The sequence below is a fragment of the Clavibacter phaseoli genome (assembly GCF_021922925.1).
Taxonomy (GTDB): Bacteria; Actinomycetota; Actinomycetes; order Actinomycetales; family Microbacteriaceae; genus Clavibacter; species Clavibacter phaseoli.
The window spans coordinates 615,934-634,135 of the sequence record NZ_CP040786.1; the positions used below are offsets into that span (position 1 = coordinate 615,934).

The 18,202-nt window shown below is 73.2% G+C and carries 16 protein-coding genes; 10 read left to right on the plus strand and 6 right to left on the minus strand.

The annotated features are described in order from the left end of the window. Window positions 1–18: 18 nt before the first annotated feature. Window positions 19–852 carry an aldo/keto reductase gene (locus FGI33_RS02875; protein ID WP_119434791.1) on the plus strand — a complete coding sequence of 278 codons (834 nt, stop codon included), beginning with the start codon at window positions 19–21 and terminating at the stop codon, window positions 850–852. A 79-nt stretch (window positions 853–931) separates the two neighbouring features. Here the strand turns inward: FGI33_RS02875 and FGI33_RS02880 are convergent, their stop codons facing one another. Further along, window positions 932–1,663, minus strand: coding sequence for a M50 family metallopeptidase (locus FGI33_RS02880; protein ID WP_119434790.1), 732 nt, complete (start codon window positions 1,661–1,663; stop codon window positions 932–934). 107 nt (window positions 1,664–1,770) lie between these two features. Between FGI33_RS02880 and FGI33_RS02885 the strand changes: the two genes are divergently transcribed. Continuing rightward, on the plus strand, window positions 1,771–2,298 hold the full coding sequence (locus FGI33_RS02885; protein WP_119434789.1) for an adenine phosphoribosyltransferase: 528 nt from the start codon (window positions 1,771–1,773) through the stop codon (window positions 2,296–2,298). Window positions 2,299–2,380: 82 nt separating this feature from the next. On the opposite strand, the gene FGI33_RS02890 is transcribed toward FGI33_RS02885, so the two are convergent. Continuing rightward, window positions 2,381–3,628 (minus strand): cobalamin-independent methionine synthase II family protein, encoded by a 1,248-nt coding sequence (locus FGI33_RS02890; protein WP_119434788.1) that lies wholly within the window; start codon window positions 3,626–3,628, stop codon window positions 2,381–2,383. 241 nt (window positions 3,629–3,869) lie between these two features. On the opposite strand from FGI33_RS02890, the gene FGI33_RS02895 reads away from it, so the two are divergent. From FGI33_RS02895 to FGI33_RS02905, 3 genes are all read left to right on the plus strand, one after another. Continuing rightward, window positions 3,870–4,358: a VanZ family protein gene (locus tag FGI33_RS02895; RefSeq protein WP_119456464.1), complete on the plus strand. Its 489-nt coding sequence runs from the start codon at window positions 3,870–3,872 to the stop codon at window positions 4,356–4,358. A 105-nt stretch (window positions 4,359–4,463) separates the two neighbouring features. Beyond that, on the plus strand, window positions 4,464–6,740 hold the full coding sequence (locus FGI33_RS02900; RefSeq protein ID WP_182478402.1) for a HelD family protein: 2,277 nt from the start codon (window positions 4,464–4,466) through the stop codon (window positions 6,738–6,740). 91 nt (window positions 6,741–6,831) lie between these two features. After that, window positions 6,832–8,424 (plus strand): DASS family sodium-coupled anion symporter, encoded by a 1,593-nt coding sequence (locus FGI33_RS02905; RefSeq protein WP_237582232.1) that lies wholly within the window; start codon window positions 6,832–6,834, stop codon window positions 8,422–8,424. A gap of 242 nt (window positions 8,425–8,666) precedes the next feature. On the opposite strand, the gene FGI33_RS02910 is transcribed toward FGI33_RS02905, so the two are convergent. Further along, window positions 8,667–9,428 (minus strand): HNH endonuclease family protein, encoded by a 762-nt coding sequence (locus FGI33_RS02910; RefSeq protein WP_237582233.1) that lies wholly within the window; start codon window positions 9,426–9,428, stop codon window positions 8,667–8,669. Next, complete coding sequence (locus FGI33_RS02915; RefSeq protein ID WP_237582234.1) at window positions 9,425–10,777, minus strand: MFS transporter; 1,353 nt, start codon at window positions 10,775–10,777, stop codon at window positions 9,425–9,427. The genes FGI33_RS02910 and FGI33_RS02915 overlap by 4 nt, the downstream gene beginning before the upstream one ends. Window positions 10,778–10,983: 206 nt before the next feature. On the opposite strand from FGI33_RS02915, the gene rpsO reads away from it, so the two are divergent. Further along, entirely contained in the window at window positions 10,984–11,253 is a 270-nt protein-coding gene (rpsO, locus tag FGI33_RS02920) for a 30S ribosomal protein S15 (RefSeq protein WP_012038735.1), read from the plus strand. Window positions 11,254–11,727: 474 nt separating this feature from the next. Next, the gene (locus FGI33_RS02925) at window positions 11,728–14,001 is read left to right on the plus strand and encodes a polyribonucleotide nucleotidyltransferase (RefSeq protein ID WP_119434025.1); all 2,274 of its coding nucleotides are present in this window, start codon (window positions 11,728–11,730) and stop codon (window positions 13,999–14,001) included. Between the two features lie 73 nt (window positions 14,002–14,074). Here FGI33_RS02925 and FGI33_RS02930 read toward each other — a convergent pair whose 3' ends face one another. After that, window positions 14,075–14,443 carry a hypothetical protein gene (locus FGI33_RS02930; protein WP_119434026.1) on the minus strand — a complete coding sequence of 123 codons (369 nt, stop codon included), beginning with the start codon at window positions 14,441–14,443 and terminating at the stop codon, window positions 14,075–14,077. Between the two features lie 22 nt (window positions 14,444–14,465). After that, complete coding sequence (locus FGI33_RS02935; RefSeq protein ID WP_119434027.1) at window positions 14,466–14,996, minus strand: YbhB/YbcL family Raf kinase inhibitor-like protein; 531 nt, start codon at window positions 14,994–14,996, stop codon at window positions 14,466–14,468. Window positions 14,997–15,430: 434 nt separating this feature from the next. Between FGI33_RS02935 and FGI33_RS02940 the strand changes: the two genes are divergently transcribed. From FGI33_RS02940 to FGI33_RS02950, 3 genes are all read left to right on the plus strand, one after another. Beyond that, entirely contained in the window at window positions 15,431–16,567 is a 1,137-nt protein-coding gene (locus FGI33_RS02940) for an aldo/keto reductase (RefSeq protein WP_119434028.1), read from the plus strand. Between the two features lie 124 nt (window positions 16,568–16,691). After that, a complete protein-coding gene (locus tag FGI33_RS02945) occupies window positions 16,692–17,300 on the plus strand; it encodes a hypothetical protein (protein WP_237582235.1) in 609 nt (202 codons plus the stop codon). Further along, window positions 17,291–18,175 (plus strand): hypothetical protein, encoded by an 885-nt coding sequence (locus FGI33_RS02950; protein WP_237582236.1) that lies wholly within the window; start codon window positions 17,291–17,293, stop codon window positions 18,173–18,175. Before FGI33_RS02945 ends, FGI33_RS02950 begins: the two co-directional genes overlap by 10 nt. Window positions 18,176–18,202 lie beyond the last annotated feature (27 nt).

Genomic DNA, 18,202 nt, shown 5'->3' on the forward strand with positions numbered 1-18,202 from the left:
CCGGCGTAGCGTGAGGGGATGACCACGATCCCCACACTGGAACTGTCCGACGGGAACCGCATCCCCGCCATCGGCCTCGGCACCTACGGGCTCGACGACGACGCGGGCGCCGAGCTCGTGTCCGGCGCGATCGGCGCCGGCTACCGCCTGCTCGACACGGCCCTCAACTACGGCAACGAGGCCGCGGTGGGCGACGGGATGCGCCGCTCCGGCGTCCCGCGCGAGGAGCTCTTCCTCACCACCAAGCTGCCCGGCCGCCACCACGGCTACGACGAGACGATCGCGTCCTTCGAGGAGTCGCGCGCGTCGCTCGGCGTCGACTACGTGGACCTCTACCTCATCCACTGGCCGAACCCGAGCGTCGACAGGTACGTCGACAGCTGGCGCGCGTTCATCGAGCTGAAGGAGCGCGGCCTCGTCCGCTCCATCGGCGTCTCGAACTTCACGCCCGCGCACCTCACGCGCCTGCGGGACGAGACGGGCGTGCTGCCCGTCGTCAACCAGGTGGAGCTGCACCCGACGTTCGCGCAGGCGGATCTCCGCGCCTTCCACGCCGAGCACGGCATCGTGACGGAGAGCTGGTCGCCGCTCGGCACCCGCGAGCAGCTCATGCAGGACGAGAACGTGGTGGCTGCCGCCGAGGCGCACGGCGTCACGCCGACCCAGGCCGTGCTGCGCTGGCACGTCCAGTCGGGCGCGCTGCCGATCCCGCGCTCCACGGATCCCGAGCGCCAGCGCCAGAACCTCGACGTCTTCGGCTTCGAGCTCACCGAGGAGGAGGTGCGCGCGATCGGCTCCGGCCCGCAGTCGCGCCTCTGGGACGGCGACCCGGACACGCACGAGGAGATGTAGCGCTCTCCGACCACCCACGGCCGTCGCGTCCCACCCGGGGCGCGGCGGCCGCGTCGCGTCCGGGGTCGGTCGGGTCGGGTCAGCGGCCGAGCAGCGCCGGGATCCCGAGCAGGACGACGCCGCCCACGAGGCAAGCGGCCGCGACGACCACGAGCACGCCGACCCACAGGATCCCCGGCAGATGCGTGAGCCGCCCGAGCTGGTCGGCGTCGGACGCGCCGCCGCCGCGTCGGGAGCGCGACCGCTGCAGCTCGAGGGTCGCCCGGAGCGCGCCGAGCAGCAGGAACAGCGCGAGCGCGTGCGCCGCGACGCCCTGCACCACGATCGGCGCGGCGCCCGCGACGACGCCCACCACGACCCCCGCGACGAGGCACGACCACAGCCCGAACCAGTTGCGCACCTGGATCACGACGAGCGCGAGCAGCAGCAGCCAGAGCCAGAGGACGGCGGCCGAGCGCCCGGATCCGGCGAGCCACGCGGCCCCGAGACCCGCGAGCGCGGGAGCCGGGTAGCCGGCCAGCAGCGTGACGACCATGCCGGGCCCGCGCGGCCGGCCGACGCTCACGGTGAGGCCCGAGGTGTCGGAGTGCAGCCGGATCCCCGCGAGCCGTCGCCCGCTCAGCGTCGCCGCGAGCCCGTGCCCGCCCTCGTGCACGATCGTCACCGCGTGCCGCGTGAGCCGCCATGCGGCGGGCACCAGCACGAGGACCGCGGCGAGCGCGACGGCGACGAGCGCGGGTCCCGTCTCCAGCGACGCCTCGACGGCGGTCGCGCGCGCGACGACGTCGCGGACGATCTCGACGGGGTCCATGGGGCTCCTCGGGTCGGCGGGGGACGCGGGCGTCGGGCGGGGAGCGCCCAGCCCACCACATCCGCCTGACGGACCGCCGCCGCCCGGCCACCGACTACCGTTGTCGGGTGCCCGAGACCCCCGCATCCGACCTCGTCCGCTCCCTGCTGCTCACCGTCCCCGACTTCCCGCAGCCGGGGATCCTTTTCCGCGACCTGACCCCCGTGCTCGCCGACGGCACGGCGCTCCGTGCCGTGGTCGACGACCTCGTGGCCGCGTGCGGACCCGTCGACGCCGTCGCGGGCGTCGAGGCGCGCGGCTTCCTGCTCGCCGCGGCCGCCGCCTACGCGTCCGGCGTCGGCACGCTCGCGGTCCGCAAGGCCGGGAAGCTGCCGGGCGAGGTGCTCCGCGAGACGTACGCGCTCGAGTACGGCGAGGCGGCCATCGAGCTGCACCCGGGACAGCTGGCGCCCGGATCCCGCGTGCTGCTCCTCGACGACGTCCTCGCCACCGGCGGCACCCTCGAGGCGGCCGCCCGCCTGCTGGAGCGCGCCGGCTACGAGGTGGCGGGCGTCGGCGTGGTGCTCGAGCTGGCGGACCTCGGCGGACGCGCGCGCCTCGCCGGCCACGACGTGCACGCGATCCTCTCGCTCTGACCCACGGCCACGACGAGGAGGGCCGGACGCATCCCGCGTCCGGCCCTCCTCGCGAGCGAGCCTGTCGGGACCCGCGCGCCCGTCAGCGCCAGAGCCGGCGGGTCGCGATCTCCGCGCCCTGCGCCAGGCTCTCGAGCTTCGCCCACGCGATCTGCGGGTGGATCCGCCCGCCGAGCCCGCAGTCGGTCGACGCGATCACGCGCTCCCGCCCCACGAGCCGCGCGTAGCGCTCGATCCGGTCGGCCACGAGCTCCGGGTGCTCGACCACGTTGGTCGCGTGCCCGACCACGCCCGGGACGATGAGCTTCCCGTCGGGCAGCTCCACGTCCTCCCACACGCGCCACTCGTGCTCGTGCCGCGCGTTGGCGCCCTCGAACGAGTACGCGCCCGCGTCGATGTCGAGCATCGTCCGCACGATGTGCCGGAACTCGATGTCGGTCGTGTGCGGTCCGTGCCACGAGCCCCAACAGAGGTGGAAGCGGATCCGCTCCTGCGGCAGCCCGCGCAGCGCGTGGTTGAGCGCCTCGACGCGGATCCGCGTGAACGCCACGTAGTCCTCCACGCTCGGCTCCGGGTTGATCTGGTCCCAGTTCTCCGCGATGGACGGGTCGTCGATCTGCAGCACGAGCCCGGCGTCGATGATCGCGACGTACTCCTCGCGCATCGCGTCCGCGCACGCCCAGATGAACTCCTCCTCGGTCGCGTAGTGCAGGTTGCCGATGCGGGAGGCGCTGCCGGGGGAGAGGGACGTGAGGAAGCCCTCCTCGTACCCGTTCGCGGCGAGCCCGGCCTTCAGGTGCGCGATGTCGGCCTGGATCGCCGCGTGCCCCGTGTAGGAGACGGGCCCGGTGGCGCTCGGGAACTCGATGGGGGCGTCGCCGACCGTGATGCCGCTCGACGGATCCCGGTAGGCGTCCGCGAAGGTCGTCCAGTCGCGGCGGTCGGGGAAGGTCGTCAGCCGCACGTGACCCGGCGAGCTGCGGACGGGCTCCGAGGAGAACGGGCCGCCGGGCACGAGCTCGAGCCCGCTGAGCCGCTGGAACGAGTACGACCACCAGGCGCCGTAGTCGATCGCGCTCGACATGGCCTTGCCGTACTCGCCGTCGCCGGGGACCGTGATCCCGACCTCGCGCTGGCGGGCGACGAGGCCGTCGACCGCGTCGGCGAGCACGGCGTCGAGGCCGTCGTCGGCGGGGGCGGTCGACGCGTCGCCGCCCGCGAGGACGGCCTTCCGTGCCTCGGCGCGCGCCGCGTTGGCGGCGATGAGCGCGTCCGTCCGCGGCAGGCTGCCGGCGTGGGACGTCTGGATCGAATCGGTGCTGTCGAGCATGGGGACCTCCGCGGGTCTCTCGTGCCGTCGGGCGGCCTGGCACGACCGCCCGCGGCGAGCGGGAACTGATCGCAGGCGGTGTCCGGCCGCGGATGCGGGGGACGCGAGGCTTCGCGGGGTGCGCTGCACGCACATGGTCCCACCGGGTCATCCCCGAGGACGGGTCGGCCGCAACAGGGCGTCACGGAACCGGCACCTCCGGCGGATCCGGCACCCAGGGGGATGCCCGGATGATGGACGGATGCTCCTCCGCCACCCCGTCCTCGGAACCGCCACGGCCCTGTACCTCGGCCTGGTCGCGTGGATCACGCTGTCGCCGGAGCCCTACGACCGCCGCATCGACGGCTTCCTCTTCCGCGCGCTGCGTGCCCTGCACCGGCACGACGGCACCGCGTGGATCACGTACTCCTTCGTGGAGGGCGCCGCGAACGTCGCGATGTTCCTGCCCGTGGGCATGTTCCTCGTGCTGCTGCTCGGCCGGTCGCGCTGGTGGCTCGCCATCGCGATCGGCGTCGGCCTCTCGGCGCTGATCGAGACCGCGCAGATGTTCCTGCCCACGCGCGTCTCCGACGTCCGCGACCTCCTGCACAACGGCCTGGGCGCGCTGCTCGGCGTGGTGCTCGTCCTGATCCTCACGGCCCGCTCCGAGAACGCCCGCCGTCGCGCGCTCCGCCGGCGCCCGCAGCCCGCGCCCGCGGCCCCGCAGCGCCTGGTCGGCACGCGCCGCTGATCCCCGCGCGGGCGCCGAGCGGGCGGCGCCGGGAGCCTCGCCCGCGGTCAGGCGACGCCCCCTCGGCTCGATAGGATTGACGCCGGAATTCCAAGGGGTGTGCAGGTGACCGGTACGGAGCTGGATCGCGAGCGGGCGTACGTCTCCCGCCTCTACGGGCGACTCGACGCGGTGCGGGCGGAGACCCGGGATCAGCTGACGGCGGTGCGCGACAGCCCCACGGGCGGCACCCACCAGAACCGGTCCGAGCGCGACGCGTTCGCCCGCATCTACGAGGACCGGCTGCAGGCGCTCCGCGAGGTCGACGAGCGCCTGGTCTTCGGGCGCCTCGAGTTCGAGGACGGGCACCTGCCGGAGGACGAGCCGCGCGACGGCGCGCCCGCGCGGACCGCCGGCGACGGCGATCCGGTCTACCGGTACATCGGTCGCATCGGCCTCCGCGACGACGACCTCCAGCCGCTGCTCCTCGACTGGCGCGTGCCGCAGGCGAGCGCGTTCTACCAGGCCACCGCCGCCACCCCGCTCGGCGCCCGCGCCCGCCGCCACCTCACCACGCGCGGCCGCGAGGTCGTGCACGTCGAGGACGAGGTCTTCGACCCCACGCTGCTCGACGAGGGCCGCACCAGCCTCCAGGGCGAGGGCGCGCTGCTCGCCGCGCTCGCCGCGGGCCGCACCGGCCGGATGAACGACATCGTCGCCACCATCCAGGCCGAGCAGGACCGCATCATCCGCTCCGACCTCCGCGGCGTGCTCGTCGTGCAGGGCGGGCCGGGCACCGGCAAGACCGCGGTCGCGCTGCACCGCGCCGCCTACCTCCTGTACTCGCACCGCGACCGCCTCGCGTCCTCGGGCGTCCTCGTCGTCGGCCCCAGCCGCTCCTTCCTCCAGTACATCGAGGCCGTGCTGCCGTCCCTCGGCGAGACGGGCGTGGTGCTCGCGAGCGTCGGCCAGCTCTACCCGGGCATCGACGCGGCCGGCGAGGACGCGCCCGAGGTCGCGGCCGTCAAGGGCGGATCCGAGATGGCCGGCCTCCTGCAGCGCGCCGTCCGCTCCCGCCAGGTCGTCCCCACCGAGCCCGTGACCCTCGACGTCAACGGCGAGCGCATCGTGCTCGAGCCGTCGCTCGTGGCCGGCGCGCTCCGCCGGGCGCAGGACAGCCGGAAGCCGCACAACGAGGCGCGCGTCGTCTTCAACAAGGCGGCCCTCGGATCCCTCGCGCAGGTCCTCGCGTCGCAGATGCGCCGCAACGGCAGCGCCCTCGACGACAGCGACCTCGCGATGCTCCGCGAGGACCTCCGCACCTCGTACGACGTGAAGGTCGCGCTCAACACGGCGTGGCTGCCGCTCACCCCCGAGAAGCTGATCCAGGACCTCTACGCGCGCCCGAACTGGCTCGCCTCGCTCACCCCGCGCTGGAGCCCCGAGAAGCGCGCGCTCCTCCGCCGCGACCGCGACGCGCCCTTCACGATCGCCGACGTGCCGCTCCTCGACGAGGCCGCCGAGCTCCTCGGCGAGTTCAGCGCGCAGGCCGACGCGAGCGCGCGCGAGCGCGAGCAGCAGCGCCTGCGCGACATCGAGAACGCCGAGCAGGCCATCGAGAACATGGGCGTCGGCGGCATGGTCACGGCCGAGCGCCTCGCCGAGGGATTCGCGGAGCAGGCCGCGCGCCGCACGACCGCCGAGCGCGCCGCGTCCGACCGCACCTGGACCTACGGCCACATCGTCGTCGACGAGGCGCAGGAGCTCAGCCCCATGCAGTGGCGCGTGCTCCTCCGCCGCTGCCCGCTGCGCTCGTTCACGATCGTGGGCGACGTCGCGCAGGCGAGCTCCGCCGTCGGCGTCACGAGCTGGCAGGACGCCCTCGGCCCGGTGCTCGGGCGCGAGTGGCGCCTCGAGGAGCTCACGGTCAACTACCGCACGCCCGCCCGGATCGCCGAGGCCGCCGAGCGCATGGCCATCGCGCACGGCCTCCCGGTCACCCGCTCGCGCGCCGTCCGCGAGGGCGAGCACCCGATCGACACGGTCGAGGTGGACGCCGACGAGGTCGTGTCCGCCGTCGTCGACGTGGTCGACGAGGAGCGCGAGGGCGGCGACACGGGCACGCTCGCGGTCATCGCGCGCGACGACCGCGTCGAGGTGCTGCACCGCGCGCTCGCGGAGCGGTTCGGATCCGCGGTCGGCATCGGCGTCGGCGGGCTCGGGCGGCCCATCGCCGTGCTCGGCTCGCAGGAGGCCAAGGGCCTGGAGTTCGACGTCGTCGTCATCGCGGAGCCGGACGAGATCCTCGCGCACACCTCGCGCGGCGCCGCCGGGCTGTACGTCGCGATGACCCGGCCCACGCAGCGCCTGCACATCGTCACGTCCACGGGCTTCGCCGCCTGATCGGACCCACGCCGTCCGCCGCCCTGCCCCCGCGTGAACACTATGAAGACAAGTGGCACCGGGCGCCGCGCGCGCGGAGGATGGGCCGGTCATGACGCCTCTTCCCGCATCCTCCGGTCCTTCGTCCGCATCCGGCACCGGGACGGATCCGGGCCCCGGGGGAGGGCTGCGGGACGAGGCGGATCCGGCGCCTGACGGGGTCGCGTCGGTCGCACCGGACGCGCCGGCTGCGCCCGCCGCCGAGGCCGCCGCCCGCCGCGCCCGCCGCGCCCGCCGCTCGCGCGCCATCCAGGTCGTCGTCATCGTGGCCGTCGCGGTCGGCATCGCGCTCGTCCCGCCGCCCGCCGGCGTCGACCCGCGCGGCATGCACATGGCCGGCATCTTCGTCGGCACCGTCCTCGCGCTCATCCTCCAGCCGCTGCCCACCGCGCCCGTCGCGCTGACGGGCCTCGCGGTCGCGATGCTCACCGGCACCATGACCACGGACGGCGAGGCCCTGGTCGGCTTCGCGAACCCCACCATCTGGCTCATCGTCGCGTCGTTCTTCATCGCCGACGGCTTCCTCGTCACGGGCCTCGGCCGCCGCATCGCGCTCGCGTTCGTGGCGCGGCTGGGCGGATCGAGCCTCGGCCTCGCGTACGGCATGGCGCTCACCGACCTCGTCCTCGCCCCGGCGACGCCGTCGAACACCGCGCGGGCGGGCGGCGTGGTGTACCCGATCGTCGCGTCGCTCAGCCGGGTGCAGGGATCCACCCCCGACTCCGACGCGTCGCGCCGCCGCCTCGGCTCCTACCTCGCGCTCACGAGCGTGCAGGTCAACACCGTCACCTCCGCCATGTTCGTCACGGCCATGGCCGGCAACCCGGTCGCGCAGAAGGCCGCGGCGGACCTCGGCATCGAGATCACCTGGGGCGGCTGGGCGCTCGCCGCGCTCGTGCCCGGCCTCCTCAGCCTGGTCGTCGTGCCGTGGGCGATGGCGCGCGTCTACCCGCCCACGCTCACCCGCACCCCCGAGGCGCCGGCCCACGCGAAGGCGGAGCTCCGCGGCCTCGGGCCTCTCTCCGGCCACGAGCGGATCATGGCCGCGACCTTCGTCCTGCTGCTCGTGCTCTGGTGCGGCGGATCCCTGCTCGGCATCCCCGCCACCGCGGCGGCCTTCGGCGGCATCGCGGTGCTGCTCGTCACGGGCGTCCTCAGGTGGTCGCACCTCGCCGCGAACGCGTCGGCGTGGTCGACGCTCATCTTCTTCGCGGTGCTCGTCGGCATGGCCGACCAGCTCGACGCGCTCGGCGTCATCGACCTCGTGGGCGGCGCGGTCTCCGGATCCGTCGGCGGCCTGCCCTGGCCGTGGGCGTTCGCGGTCCTCGCGCTCGTGTACTTCTTCTCGCACTACCTGTTCGCGTCGAACACGGCCCACATCGTCGCGATGTACGCGGTCTTCCTCGGCGCCGCGGTCGCGACCGGCACGCCGCCGCTGTTCGCCGCGCTCGTGCTCGGCTTCGTCGGCAACCTCTTCGGCGGCATCTCGCACTACGCGTCGGGGCCGTCGGGCGTGGTCTTCGGATCCGGCTACGTCACGACGAAGGAGTGGTTCCGCGTCGGCTTCGCGATGGCCGTCGTGCTCATCGTGATCTGGGGCGTCGTCGGGACCGCGTGGATGAGCGTGCTCGGCCTGCTCGCCTGACGTCCGGGCCCCGGGGGGGGCAGGGAGATGGGCCGACCCGATGACGGGCCGGCCCTGCGGTCGTGGTCCCGGCGCCGAGACCCCTCTCCGGGCGCCGTCCGTGCGACCGCTCTCCCCATGACATCCGGACCCGTGGTGCATCGCGTCTCTGGTGGTCCGGCGCATTGCAGTGTCTTCGGACCGGGCGCGCGATCGGTTGGGGCGCGAAGGTGACGGCTGCCTGGGCGCGGACGGGGATCCGGTCAGCGCGCGGGCGCCGGCCAGCCCACGTCGTCGGAGGTGAGGAGCGGGGCGTCCCCGCACCCGTCGAGCACGCGCGCCATCGCGTCGTGCTCGGGCTGCGTCACGCTCAGCTCGGTGCGCACCTTGATCGCGACCTGCCGGGCCACGAGCGCGCACGCGTCGGCGGGATCCTCGGGCAGCCACGCGTCGGCCGTCGCGTCCGACTTCGCGCCGTTCTCCGCCGCCGACGCGGCGACCAGCTCCAGCGGGTCGTTCGCGAACGCGGCGCGGTAGTCCGCGTCCCAGCGCCACGCGCCCGCCGACCACGCGTCGGACAGCGACACGACGTGGTCGATCTGCACCGCCTCGGGATCCCGCGACCGGTCGAAGGACACGCGCGCTCCCGAGTACGGGTCCTCCAGCACGCCCGCCTGCACGACGCAGCCGTCCGTGCCGCCGCGGATCCCCACGTCGACGAGGTCGCGCCGCAGCACGTCGTTTCGGGTGTCGCAGCCGTTGCGGTCGACGTCGGTGCGCCAGGCGAAGGACTCGCGGTCGTAGCCCGGCACGCGCTCCTCCGTCCGCACCTCGAGCCCGTCGAGGGCGAGGCGCGCGGATCCGCTCGAGCCCGGCTCCGCGCCGAGCCCCGACGTGCCGCCGCCGGTCGCGCCCGAGCCGGCCCCGGGATCCCCGCGCCACTGCACGAGGCCCGCCACGATCACGAGCACGAGCGCCGCCAGCGTCACGAGCACGGGCGTCCGACGACGTCGCCGGCGCGTCACGGGGTCGGGTTCCGCGAGTCGTAGCGCTCGAACGACGGCAGCGACCGGATGAGGATCCACACCACCACGGCGATGAGCAGCCCGCCCACGAGCGACGGCACCCACAGTGCGGCGAACAGCGTCACGATGCCGATGTACGCGTCGCCGAGCCGCGGCCCCCCGGTGACCACGACGATGAAGATGCCCTGCAGCCGCCCGCGCATGTTGTCGGGCACCGCGGTCTGCAGCATCGTGTTGCGGAAGATCGAGGAGATGTTGTCGGCCGCGCCCGTGAGGGCGAGCAGCACGGAGGCGGCGACGATCCCGGGGATGCTGGCGTCCTCGATCCGCGACCCGATGCCGTGCAGCACGCCCGGCTCCGACGCGAGGAGCAGCACGAGGCCGAAGCCCGCCGTCGAGAGGCCGTACGCGACGATGGCGAGGCGGATCGCCCGGCCGTGGCGCGTGACCCGGCCGACGGATCCGCTCAGCACGCTGCTCACCAGGCTGCCGACGGCGCCGGCCGCCGTGAGGATCCCGACGGTCACGGGCCCGCCGCCGAGCACGACCGCGCCGACCGCGGGGAACAGCACGCGCGGCTGCCCGAAGGTCATGGCGATGATGTCGACGATGAAGGACATGCGGATGTTCGGGGCCGTCCGCAGGAACCCGAGCCCGTACCTGATGGACGCCAGCCCCGGCCGCTGCACCTCGCCCTCGGGCGCGATCCGCGGGAGCGCGAGCACGCCCGTGAACGCCGCGAGGAAGAGCACCGCGTCGACCGTGTAGGTCCACTGGAACCCGACGGACGCGACGAGCACGCCCGCGAGCGCCGGCCCGACCGTGACCATGACGCCGAGGCTGATCCCGCCGAGCGCGCTGGCCGCGGGCAGCAGGTGCGGCGGCAGGATGCGGGGGAGGATCGCCTGCCGGCTCGTCCCGATCACCGTCGCCGCGACCGCGTTGAGGATGCTCAGCGCGTAGAGCGACCACACGGTCTCCGCGTGCGTCCACGCGAGCGCCGCCAGGAGGATCGTCGATCCCCACGCGACGCAGGACGCGATGAGCGCGACCTTCCGCCGGTCGAACGCGTCGGCGAGCATCCCGCCGTAGAGGCCCGCGACGATCATCGGCAGGAGCGACAGCACGCCCACGAGCGCGACCGATCCGGTGGATCCCGTCAGCTTGTACACGTGCAGCCCGATCGCCACCACGGTCATCTGGCTGCCGATGCCGGCGATCGCGTTGCCGGCCCAGAGCCGCGCGAACGCCGGGCTCTCCTTCAGCGGGGACAGGTCGACGAAGTGGCTGCCGCGCACCTGCCGCTCGTCGGGGATCGGGATGGGGGAGGTCTCGGGCGGGGTGCTCACGTGTCGCTGCGTCGTCTCTGTAGGGTGGTTTTCCACGCTAGCCGAGATCACCGACGCCGCCCCCGCGCGAGGCGCTCGCCCGCCCGCCGGTCGGCCCCTGCCCCTCTGGTATGCTCGTGCGGTTGCCGTCTGGACGGCCGCGGATCAAGAGAGCTCGCACATCCTGTGACGGGCGCCGCGCAACGAACACGAGAGGGGATCATCACATGGCTCTGGAAGCAGACGTCAAGAAGGCGATCATCGACGAGTACGCGACCCACCCCGGTGACACCGGATCCCCCGAGGTGCAGATCGCGCTCCTCACCAAGCGGATCACGGGCCTCACCGAGCACCTCAAGGAGCACAAGCACGACCACCACACGCGTCGTGGCCTGCTCCTCCTGGTCGGCCAGCGTCGTCGTCTCCTCGGCTACCTGTCCAACGTCGACATCGAGCGCTACCGCGCCCTGATCGCGCGCCTGGGCATCCGCCGCTGACACGCACCACGCGTCGCTGATCGCATCACGACGAACCGACGAGCCGTCGCCCTCCGGGGTGGCGGCTCGTCTCCGTTAAGGCGCGCGCCGTCCGCCCGACACCCGGCCAGGCCCGCCCTCCGGGGCCCGCGAGGGGCCGGGTGCTACCATGGCCGAAGTGATCCAGCGGACGCCCAGCGTCACGATGCGATCACGACAGATGGAGCTGGCCGGCAGGAGCTGGTCGTTGGTGGTGGTATTCCGAGTCGCTCGGAGCATTCCCACTGATGGCCAGACATGCGCCCGCCGCCGTCGGCCACCGGCCGAGGAGCGGAACCAGCCGCGCACGTGCACCCGGGATCCGCATCAGGCGGGCGCCGACGTGTCGCCTCGCCCGCTCCTCCTCTGTCGCAGGAGGTCCGCATCCACACGGGATGCAGGACGAGCGCCCGACGGGCGTCGCCGAGAGGCGCAACACGAAGGAGAGAGACCTCAATGGAAGGTCCAGAGATCAAGTTCGCCGAGGCAGTCCTCGACAACGGCAAGTACGGAACGCGCACGGTCCGGTTCGAGGCCGGCCGCCTCGCGCAGCAGGCGCAGGGCGCGGTCGCCGCGTACCTCGACGAGGACACCATGCTGCTGTCCGCCACCTCGGTGGGCAAGCACCCGAAGGACAACTTCGACTTCTTCCCCCTGACCATCGACGTCGAGGAGCGCAGCTACGCCGCGGGCAAGATCCCCGGCTCGTTCTTCCGCCGCGAGGGCCGCCCCTCCACCGAGGCGATCCTCGTCTGCCGCCTCATCGACCGGCCGCTGCGCCCGTCGTTCATCACCGGCCTCCGCAACGAGGTCCAGGTCGTCATCACCGTCCTCAGCATCGCGCCGGACGAGTTCTACGACAGCCTCGCCATCAACGCGGCGAGCGCCTCGAGCATGCTCTCGGGCATCCCGTTCTCCGGCCCCATCGCGGGTGTGCGCCTCGCGCTCATCGGCGACCAGTGGGTCGTCTTCCCCAAGCACTCGCAGCTCAAGGAGGCCGTCTTCGACATCACCGTCGCCGGCCGCGTCGTCACCGACTCCGAGGGCAACGAGGACGTCGCGATCATGATGGTCGAGGCCGAGGCCACCGAGGGTGCCTGGGACCTCATCCAGGGCGGCGCCACGAAGCCCGACGAGGCCATCGTCGCGCAGGGCCTCGAGGCCGCGAAGCCGTTCATCCAGCAGCTCGTCGCCGCGCAGGCCTCGCTCGCGCAGCAGGCCGCGAAGCCCACGGTCGACTACCCCGTCTTCCTGCCGTACGCGCAGGAGACATACGACGCCGTCAGCGCGCTCGCCCTCGACGAGCTCGGCACCGTCTACCAGACCGCCGACAAGATCGAGCGCCAGGACGCCGACGACGCGCTCAAGACCCGCACCAAGGAGGCCGTGGCCGCCAAGGTCGAGGCCGGCGAGCTGCCCGCATCGGCGCTCACCGAGTTCTCCGCGGCGTACAAGTCCGTCACGAAGACGGTCGTCCGCGGCCGCATCCTCCGCGACGGCATCCGCATGGACGGCCGCGGCCTCGCGGACATCCGCCCGCTCGACGCCGAGGTGCAGGTCATCCCGCGCGTCCACGGGTCGGCCATCTTCCAGCGCGGCGAGACCCAGATCCTGGGCGTCACCACGCTGAACATGCTCAAGATGGAGCAGCAGATCGACTCGCTGAGCCCCGTCACGAAGAAGCGCTACCTGCACCACTACAACTTCCCGCCCTACTCCACCGGTGAGACCGGTCGCGTCGGGTCGCCGAAGCGTCGCGAGATCGGGCACGGCTTCCTCGCCGAGCGCGCCCTCGTGCCGGTGCTGCCGAGCCGCGAGGACTTCCCCTACGCGATCCGCCAGGTGTCCGAGGCCCTCGGGTCCAACGGCTCCACCTCGATGGGCTCCGTCTGCGCCTCGACCCTGTCGCTGCTGAACGCGGGTGTGCCGCTGCGCGCGCCCGTCGCCGGCATCGCCATGGGCCTCGTCTCCGACACCGTCGACGGCCAGGTCCGCTACGCGGCCCTCACCGACATCCTCGGTGCGGAGGACGCGCTCGGCGACATGGACTTCAAGGTCGCCGGCACGTCGGAGTTCGTCACGGCCATCCAGCTGGACACGAAGCTCGACGGCATCCCGACCTCGGTCCTCGACGGCGCGCTCAAGCAGGCGAAGGAGGCCCGCACGGCCATCCTCGGCGTGCTGAACCAGGCCATCGACGCCCCCGACGAGATGGCCCCGACCGCGCCCCGCGTGATCTCGGTCAACATCCCCGTCGACAAGATCGGCGAGCTGATCGGCCCGAAGGGCAAGACGATCAACGCCATCCAGGACGAGACCGGCGCCGACATCTCCATCGAGGAGGACGGCACCGTCTACATCGGTGCCGTCGACGGCCCGTCGGCGGAGGCCGCGCGTGCGCAGGTCAACGCCATCGCGAACCCGACGAACCCCGAGGTCGGCGAGTCCTTCCTCGGCACCGTCGTCAAGATCGCGACGTTCGGCGCGTTCGTCTCGCTGCTCCCCGGCAAGGACGGCCTGCTTCACATCAGCGAGGTCCGCAAGCTCGCCGGCGGCAAGCGGGTCGAGAACGTCGAGGACGTGCTCGGGGTCGGCCAGAAGATCCTGGTGGAGATCACCAAGATCGACGACCGCGGCAAGCTGTCGCTCGCTCCCGTGCTGGAGGAGGCCGCCGATCAGGAGGGCCGCGACGCCGCCAGCCACGGCTCCGAGGCGCCCGCGGAGGGTTAGTCCCTCTCCGCACCCGCACGACACGGATGCCCGTCCCACCTCGGTGGGGCGGGCATCCGTCGTATGCGGGCTACTACTTGCCGTCGTCCGGATCCGTCGGGTACGGCACGTCCTGCGCCGGCGGTGCCGACAGCGACGGCGTCGGGGTCGGATCCGCGGACGGGCTCGGCGCGGGCGTCGGCGCCGGCTCGTCCGTCGGCGTCGGCGTCGGCCCGGGGGTCGACGACGACGGCGTGACGTCCGGTGTAGTCGGCCCGGGCTCGCCGCTCGTCTGCACGGGCGTCACCGGCTCGGCTCCGCCCTGCGACAGCGCGATCGCCGCGACGACCCCGGCGATCACGAGGACGGCCGCGACGACCGTGAGGAGCAGCGTGAGCCGCCGACGTGGGGCGGGGGCGTCATCGCCCGCGCCCGACGTCGTCCGGTCGCCCTCGTGGGTCACGTCGTCGCCTCGATCCGGTCGCTCAGTCCGCGACGGTGATCGCGGTGCCCACGAGCTGGGCGCGCCCGATCACGTGCGGGAGCATCAGGAAGCCGAGGATCGCCGGCGTGGCGCCCTCCGGGATGTCCAGCGAGTCGACGTCGAGCGCGGTGACGATGAAGAAGTACCGGTGCGTGCCGTGGCCCGCGGGCGGCGTCGCCCCGGCGAACCGCGTCTCGCGCGCCTCGTTGTGGAGGGTGACGGCGCCCTCCGGAAGGAGGCCCGCATCCGGGTCGCCCGCGCCGGCGGGGAGCGCCGTGGTGGAGGCGGGGATCCCGCGCACCGCCCAGTGCCAGAAGCCGCTGCCCGTGGGGGCGTCGGGGTCGTACGCGGTGAGCACGTAGCTGCGGGTCGCGGCGGGCGCGCCCGTCCACGTGAGGGCGGGGGAGCGGTCCTCGCCACCCTGCGCGGCACCGCGCGCCGACTGGGGCAGCGGTGCCCCGTCGGCGAAGTCGGGGCTGGTGAGGTGGAAGGGGGCGGCATCCGGCAGGCGGTGCAGCGGGTCGTTGGGCACGGGTATTCCTCTCGGTGGTGCTGACCTCCCCAGCCTCGCACGACGGGCCGGGATGCGGCCGGGAAGCGGCCGCACCTTCGCTCCTGTCGTCGCTCCCGCCGACGCTCCTGTCACCGATCCGGCCGCGGATGCCGCGCGCGGGGCCCCCGAAGAGGGGCTGGGTGCCGACGCCGGGGCCTGGTTAGCGTGGGCGGTGCGGGCAGGTCCACGGGATCGCCCGCTTCCGGGGGACGCATCGGGGGATGCAGACCGCCGAGGGGTGCCGGGGTCGGGGGATCCACGGCACCCCTTCCGGCGTCGCCGCCGTCTCCGCCGCTGCCTCGGCCTCACGCCGATCCATGGTCGCCGCACGGCCGATGTCCCGGGGACGAACGACGGCGCGGCGGATCCCTTGGTACGCAAACCTTTCGCCTGCTGGGCGGTACGCTGAGGACGTGACGACGACCCCTCCCACCGCCTCGGACGTCGCACCCGCATCGGAGCCCCGCCGTCGTCGGGGCGGATCGTTCGTCCCGCGTCGCACGCGTCGGACCGACACCGCGGCGCAGCCGGCGACGATCGTCGAGGCCACCGTCCAGGCGGCCGGCGCCCTCGTCCTCGAGGCCGCTGCCGAGCCCGGCCTGCGAACCGGCAGCAGCATCCCGCAGCCCGCCCGTCGCCGGGCCATCGGCGACACCGACCTCCGCGTCTTCCCGCTCGCGCTCGGCGGCAACGTCTTCGGCTGGACGGCCGGCCCGGAGGACACGTCCGCGATCCTCGACCGCTACCAGGAGGCGGGCGGCAACTTCATCGACACCGCCGACTCCTACGCGAGCGGCCGCAGCGAGCACATGATCGGCTCGTGGATGCGCGAGCGCCGCAACCGCGACTCCATGGTCGTCGCCACCAAGATCGGCAAGAGCGAGGACTTCCCCGGCCTCGGCGGATCCCGCATCGAGCGCGCCGTCGACGCCAGCCTGTCGCGGCTCGGCACCGACTTCATCGACCTCCTCTACTTCCACTGGGACGACCTCGACGTGCCGCTCGAGGAGAGCCTCGCCGCCGCGGGTCGCCTCATCGCGTCGGGCAAGGTCCGGCACCTGGCGGCGTCGAACTACGCCGCCGAGCGGCTGCTGCACGCGCGGATCATGGGCGGCCTGTACGACGCGCCGCGGTTCGTCGCCCTGCAGACGCACTACAACCTCGTCAACCGCGCGCCCTACGAGTCGGCGTACCTCGACGTCGTGCGCGGGCAGCAGCTCGCGGTGATGCCCTACTTCGCGCTCGCGAACGGCTTCCTCACGGGCAAGTACCGCACGCGCGACTCGGTGCGCGAGGGCGCCCGCGGGGCACGGGCGGCGAAGTACCTGACCCGACGCGGGCTCCGCGTCCTCTCCGCCCTGGACGAGATCGCCGACCAGCACGCGACGAGCGTGGCGACGATCGCGCTGGCCTGGCTCCTGGCCAAGCCCGGCGTCGTCGCTCCGGTCGCGAGCGCGAGCCGCCCGGAGCAGGTGCACGACCTCGTGCAGGCGGCCCACGTGCAGCTCTCGCGTCACGACGTGGCCCGGCTCGACCGCGCGTCCGAGTAGTCGTCCCCCGGGCTCCGTGCCCGTGATCCCTCTCCCGTCATGTGGAGTCCGTCGGTGGCGCCCGCGTCCCCGCCGCTACCTTTCCGGGACCCGCGACGTCCGGCGCCTGCGCGCCGCCTTCCGCGTGGGTGATCCGAACGGCCCGGGGGAGACGACCTTGCACGAGCGACCGCGCATTCCGCTGCGACCACGCATCCGGCTGCGACCACCCGGGGGAGCGGCGGCATCGGCGGCCGTCCTCGCCACGAGCCTGCTCCTCGCCGGGTGCACCGCGGCATCGGCCCCGGCGCCCACGCCGGCTCCGGCCCCGTCGCTGACGCAGGAGCAGCAGGACGATGCGGCGTTCCGCGACGTGGTGAATCGGTACGACGCGTTGGATGCGAACTTCGTCACTGATTCCGATCTCACTCCACTGCTCACCGGGAGTGTCCTCGAGAGCGAGAGGCGATCCGTGAAGGCGTCTCGCGATTCCGGAGAGAAAGTAGACGGGCTGGACACGATCTCGGGCTTCAGCGTCACCGATCGAGGCATGGACAAAGAAGGCGCGCAGTACATGACGGCGCAGTTCTGCCTCGACGTGAGCGGTACCCGTATTCGCGACGCGCAGGGGGCGGATGTCACGCCAGAGCGCGATCCACGCCTGTCATTGCAGGCGAAGGCGGTCAAGGGCGGCGACGGCAATTGGCGCCTCAGCGACATCGTGCGAAATGAAGACGTGCACGCATGCGGGTAGGTCGAATCGCACTGGCGGCTGTCCTGCTCTCGTCTGTCATCTTAGGTCTCTCCTCTCAAGGGGCGCAGGCGGCCGGAGACGATTGTCAGTTCGACGTGGGCAAGAGAGGCGACTGCACGTCAGGTGCGATCTCGGGCGGATCCGTCGAGGTGCGGGTCGGCGCGACGGACAGCCAGAAGCACAGCATCCAGGGATCTGGTGAACAAGCGCCGTCCTCCGATCGTCCGTCGATGCCGGTGGTGCCGCGTCTCGATCGTCTCGCCGCGGACGTCGATGCGCCGTGCGTGCCCGGTAAGGGGACGTGCCTGGATGGGCAGCATGCGTTCCTGCCGCCCGCGAAGGCGCCGACGAAGCCCGCGGATCCAGCACCGGCCGTGCCCGCAGCTCCCGCGGTGACCTTGGCGGATGTGGCGCAGTTCGTGCCGCGGGATGCGTCGATCCGGTCGCAGCCGAACGGGTGGGCGATCGTGGGTGCGCCGGTGAACCTCTTCACGGACGCGGCACCGCAGGTGGTGGATGGGCAGCTGCTGGGGCGTCCGGCGCAGGTGCGGTTCGTGCCGGTGTCGTTCGTCTGGGATCACGGCGACGGCACGTCGACGACGGTCGTGGGTCCAGGCGCGTCGTGGCGCGAGCTGGGGCAGCAGGACTTCACGGCGACGGACACGAGCCACGTGTACTCCAGCATCGGCGATCGGCAGGTGACGTTGACGATCTCCTATTCGCCGTCGTACCGGTTCGACGGGGGCGGGTGGCAGCAGATCCCGGGCACGCTCCCGGTGCAGATCGGGCCCGTGACGATCCACGTCTTGCAGGGCTCGACGGTGCTGGTCGCCGGTGCGTGCGGGGAGCGGCACGCCGGACCCGGGTGCCCGTGACCTCCCTGGCGCCGCCGTCCGCCCCCG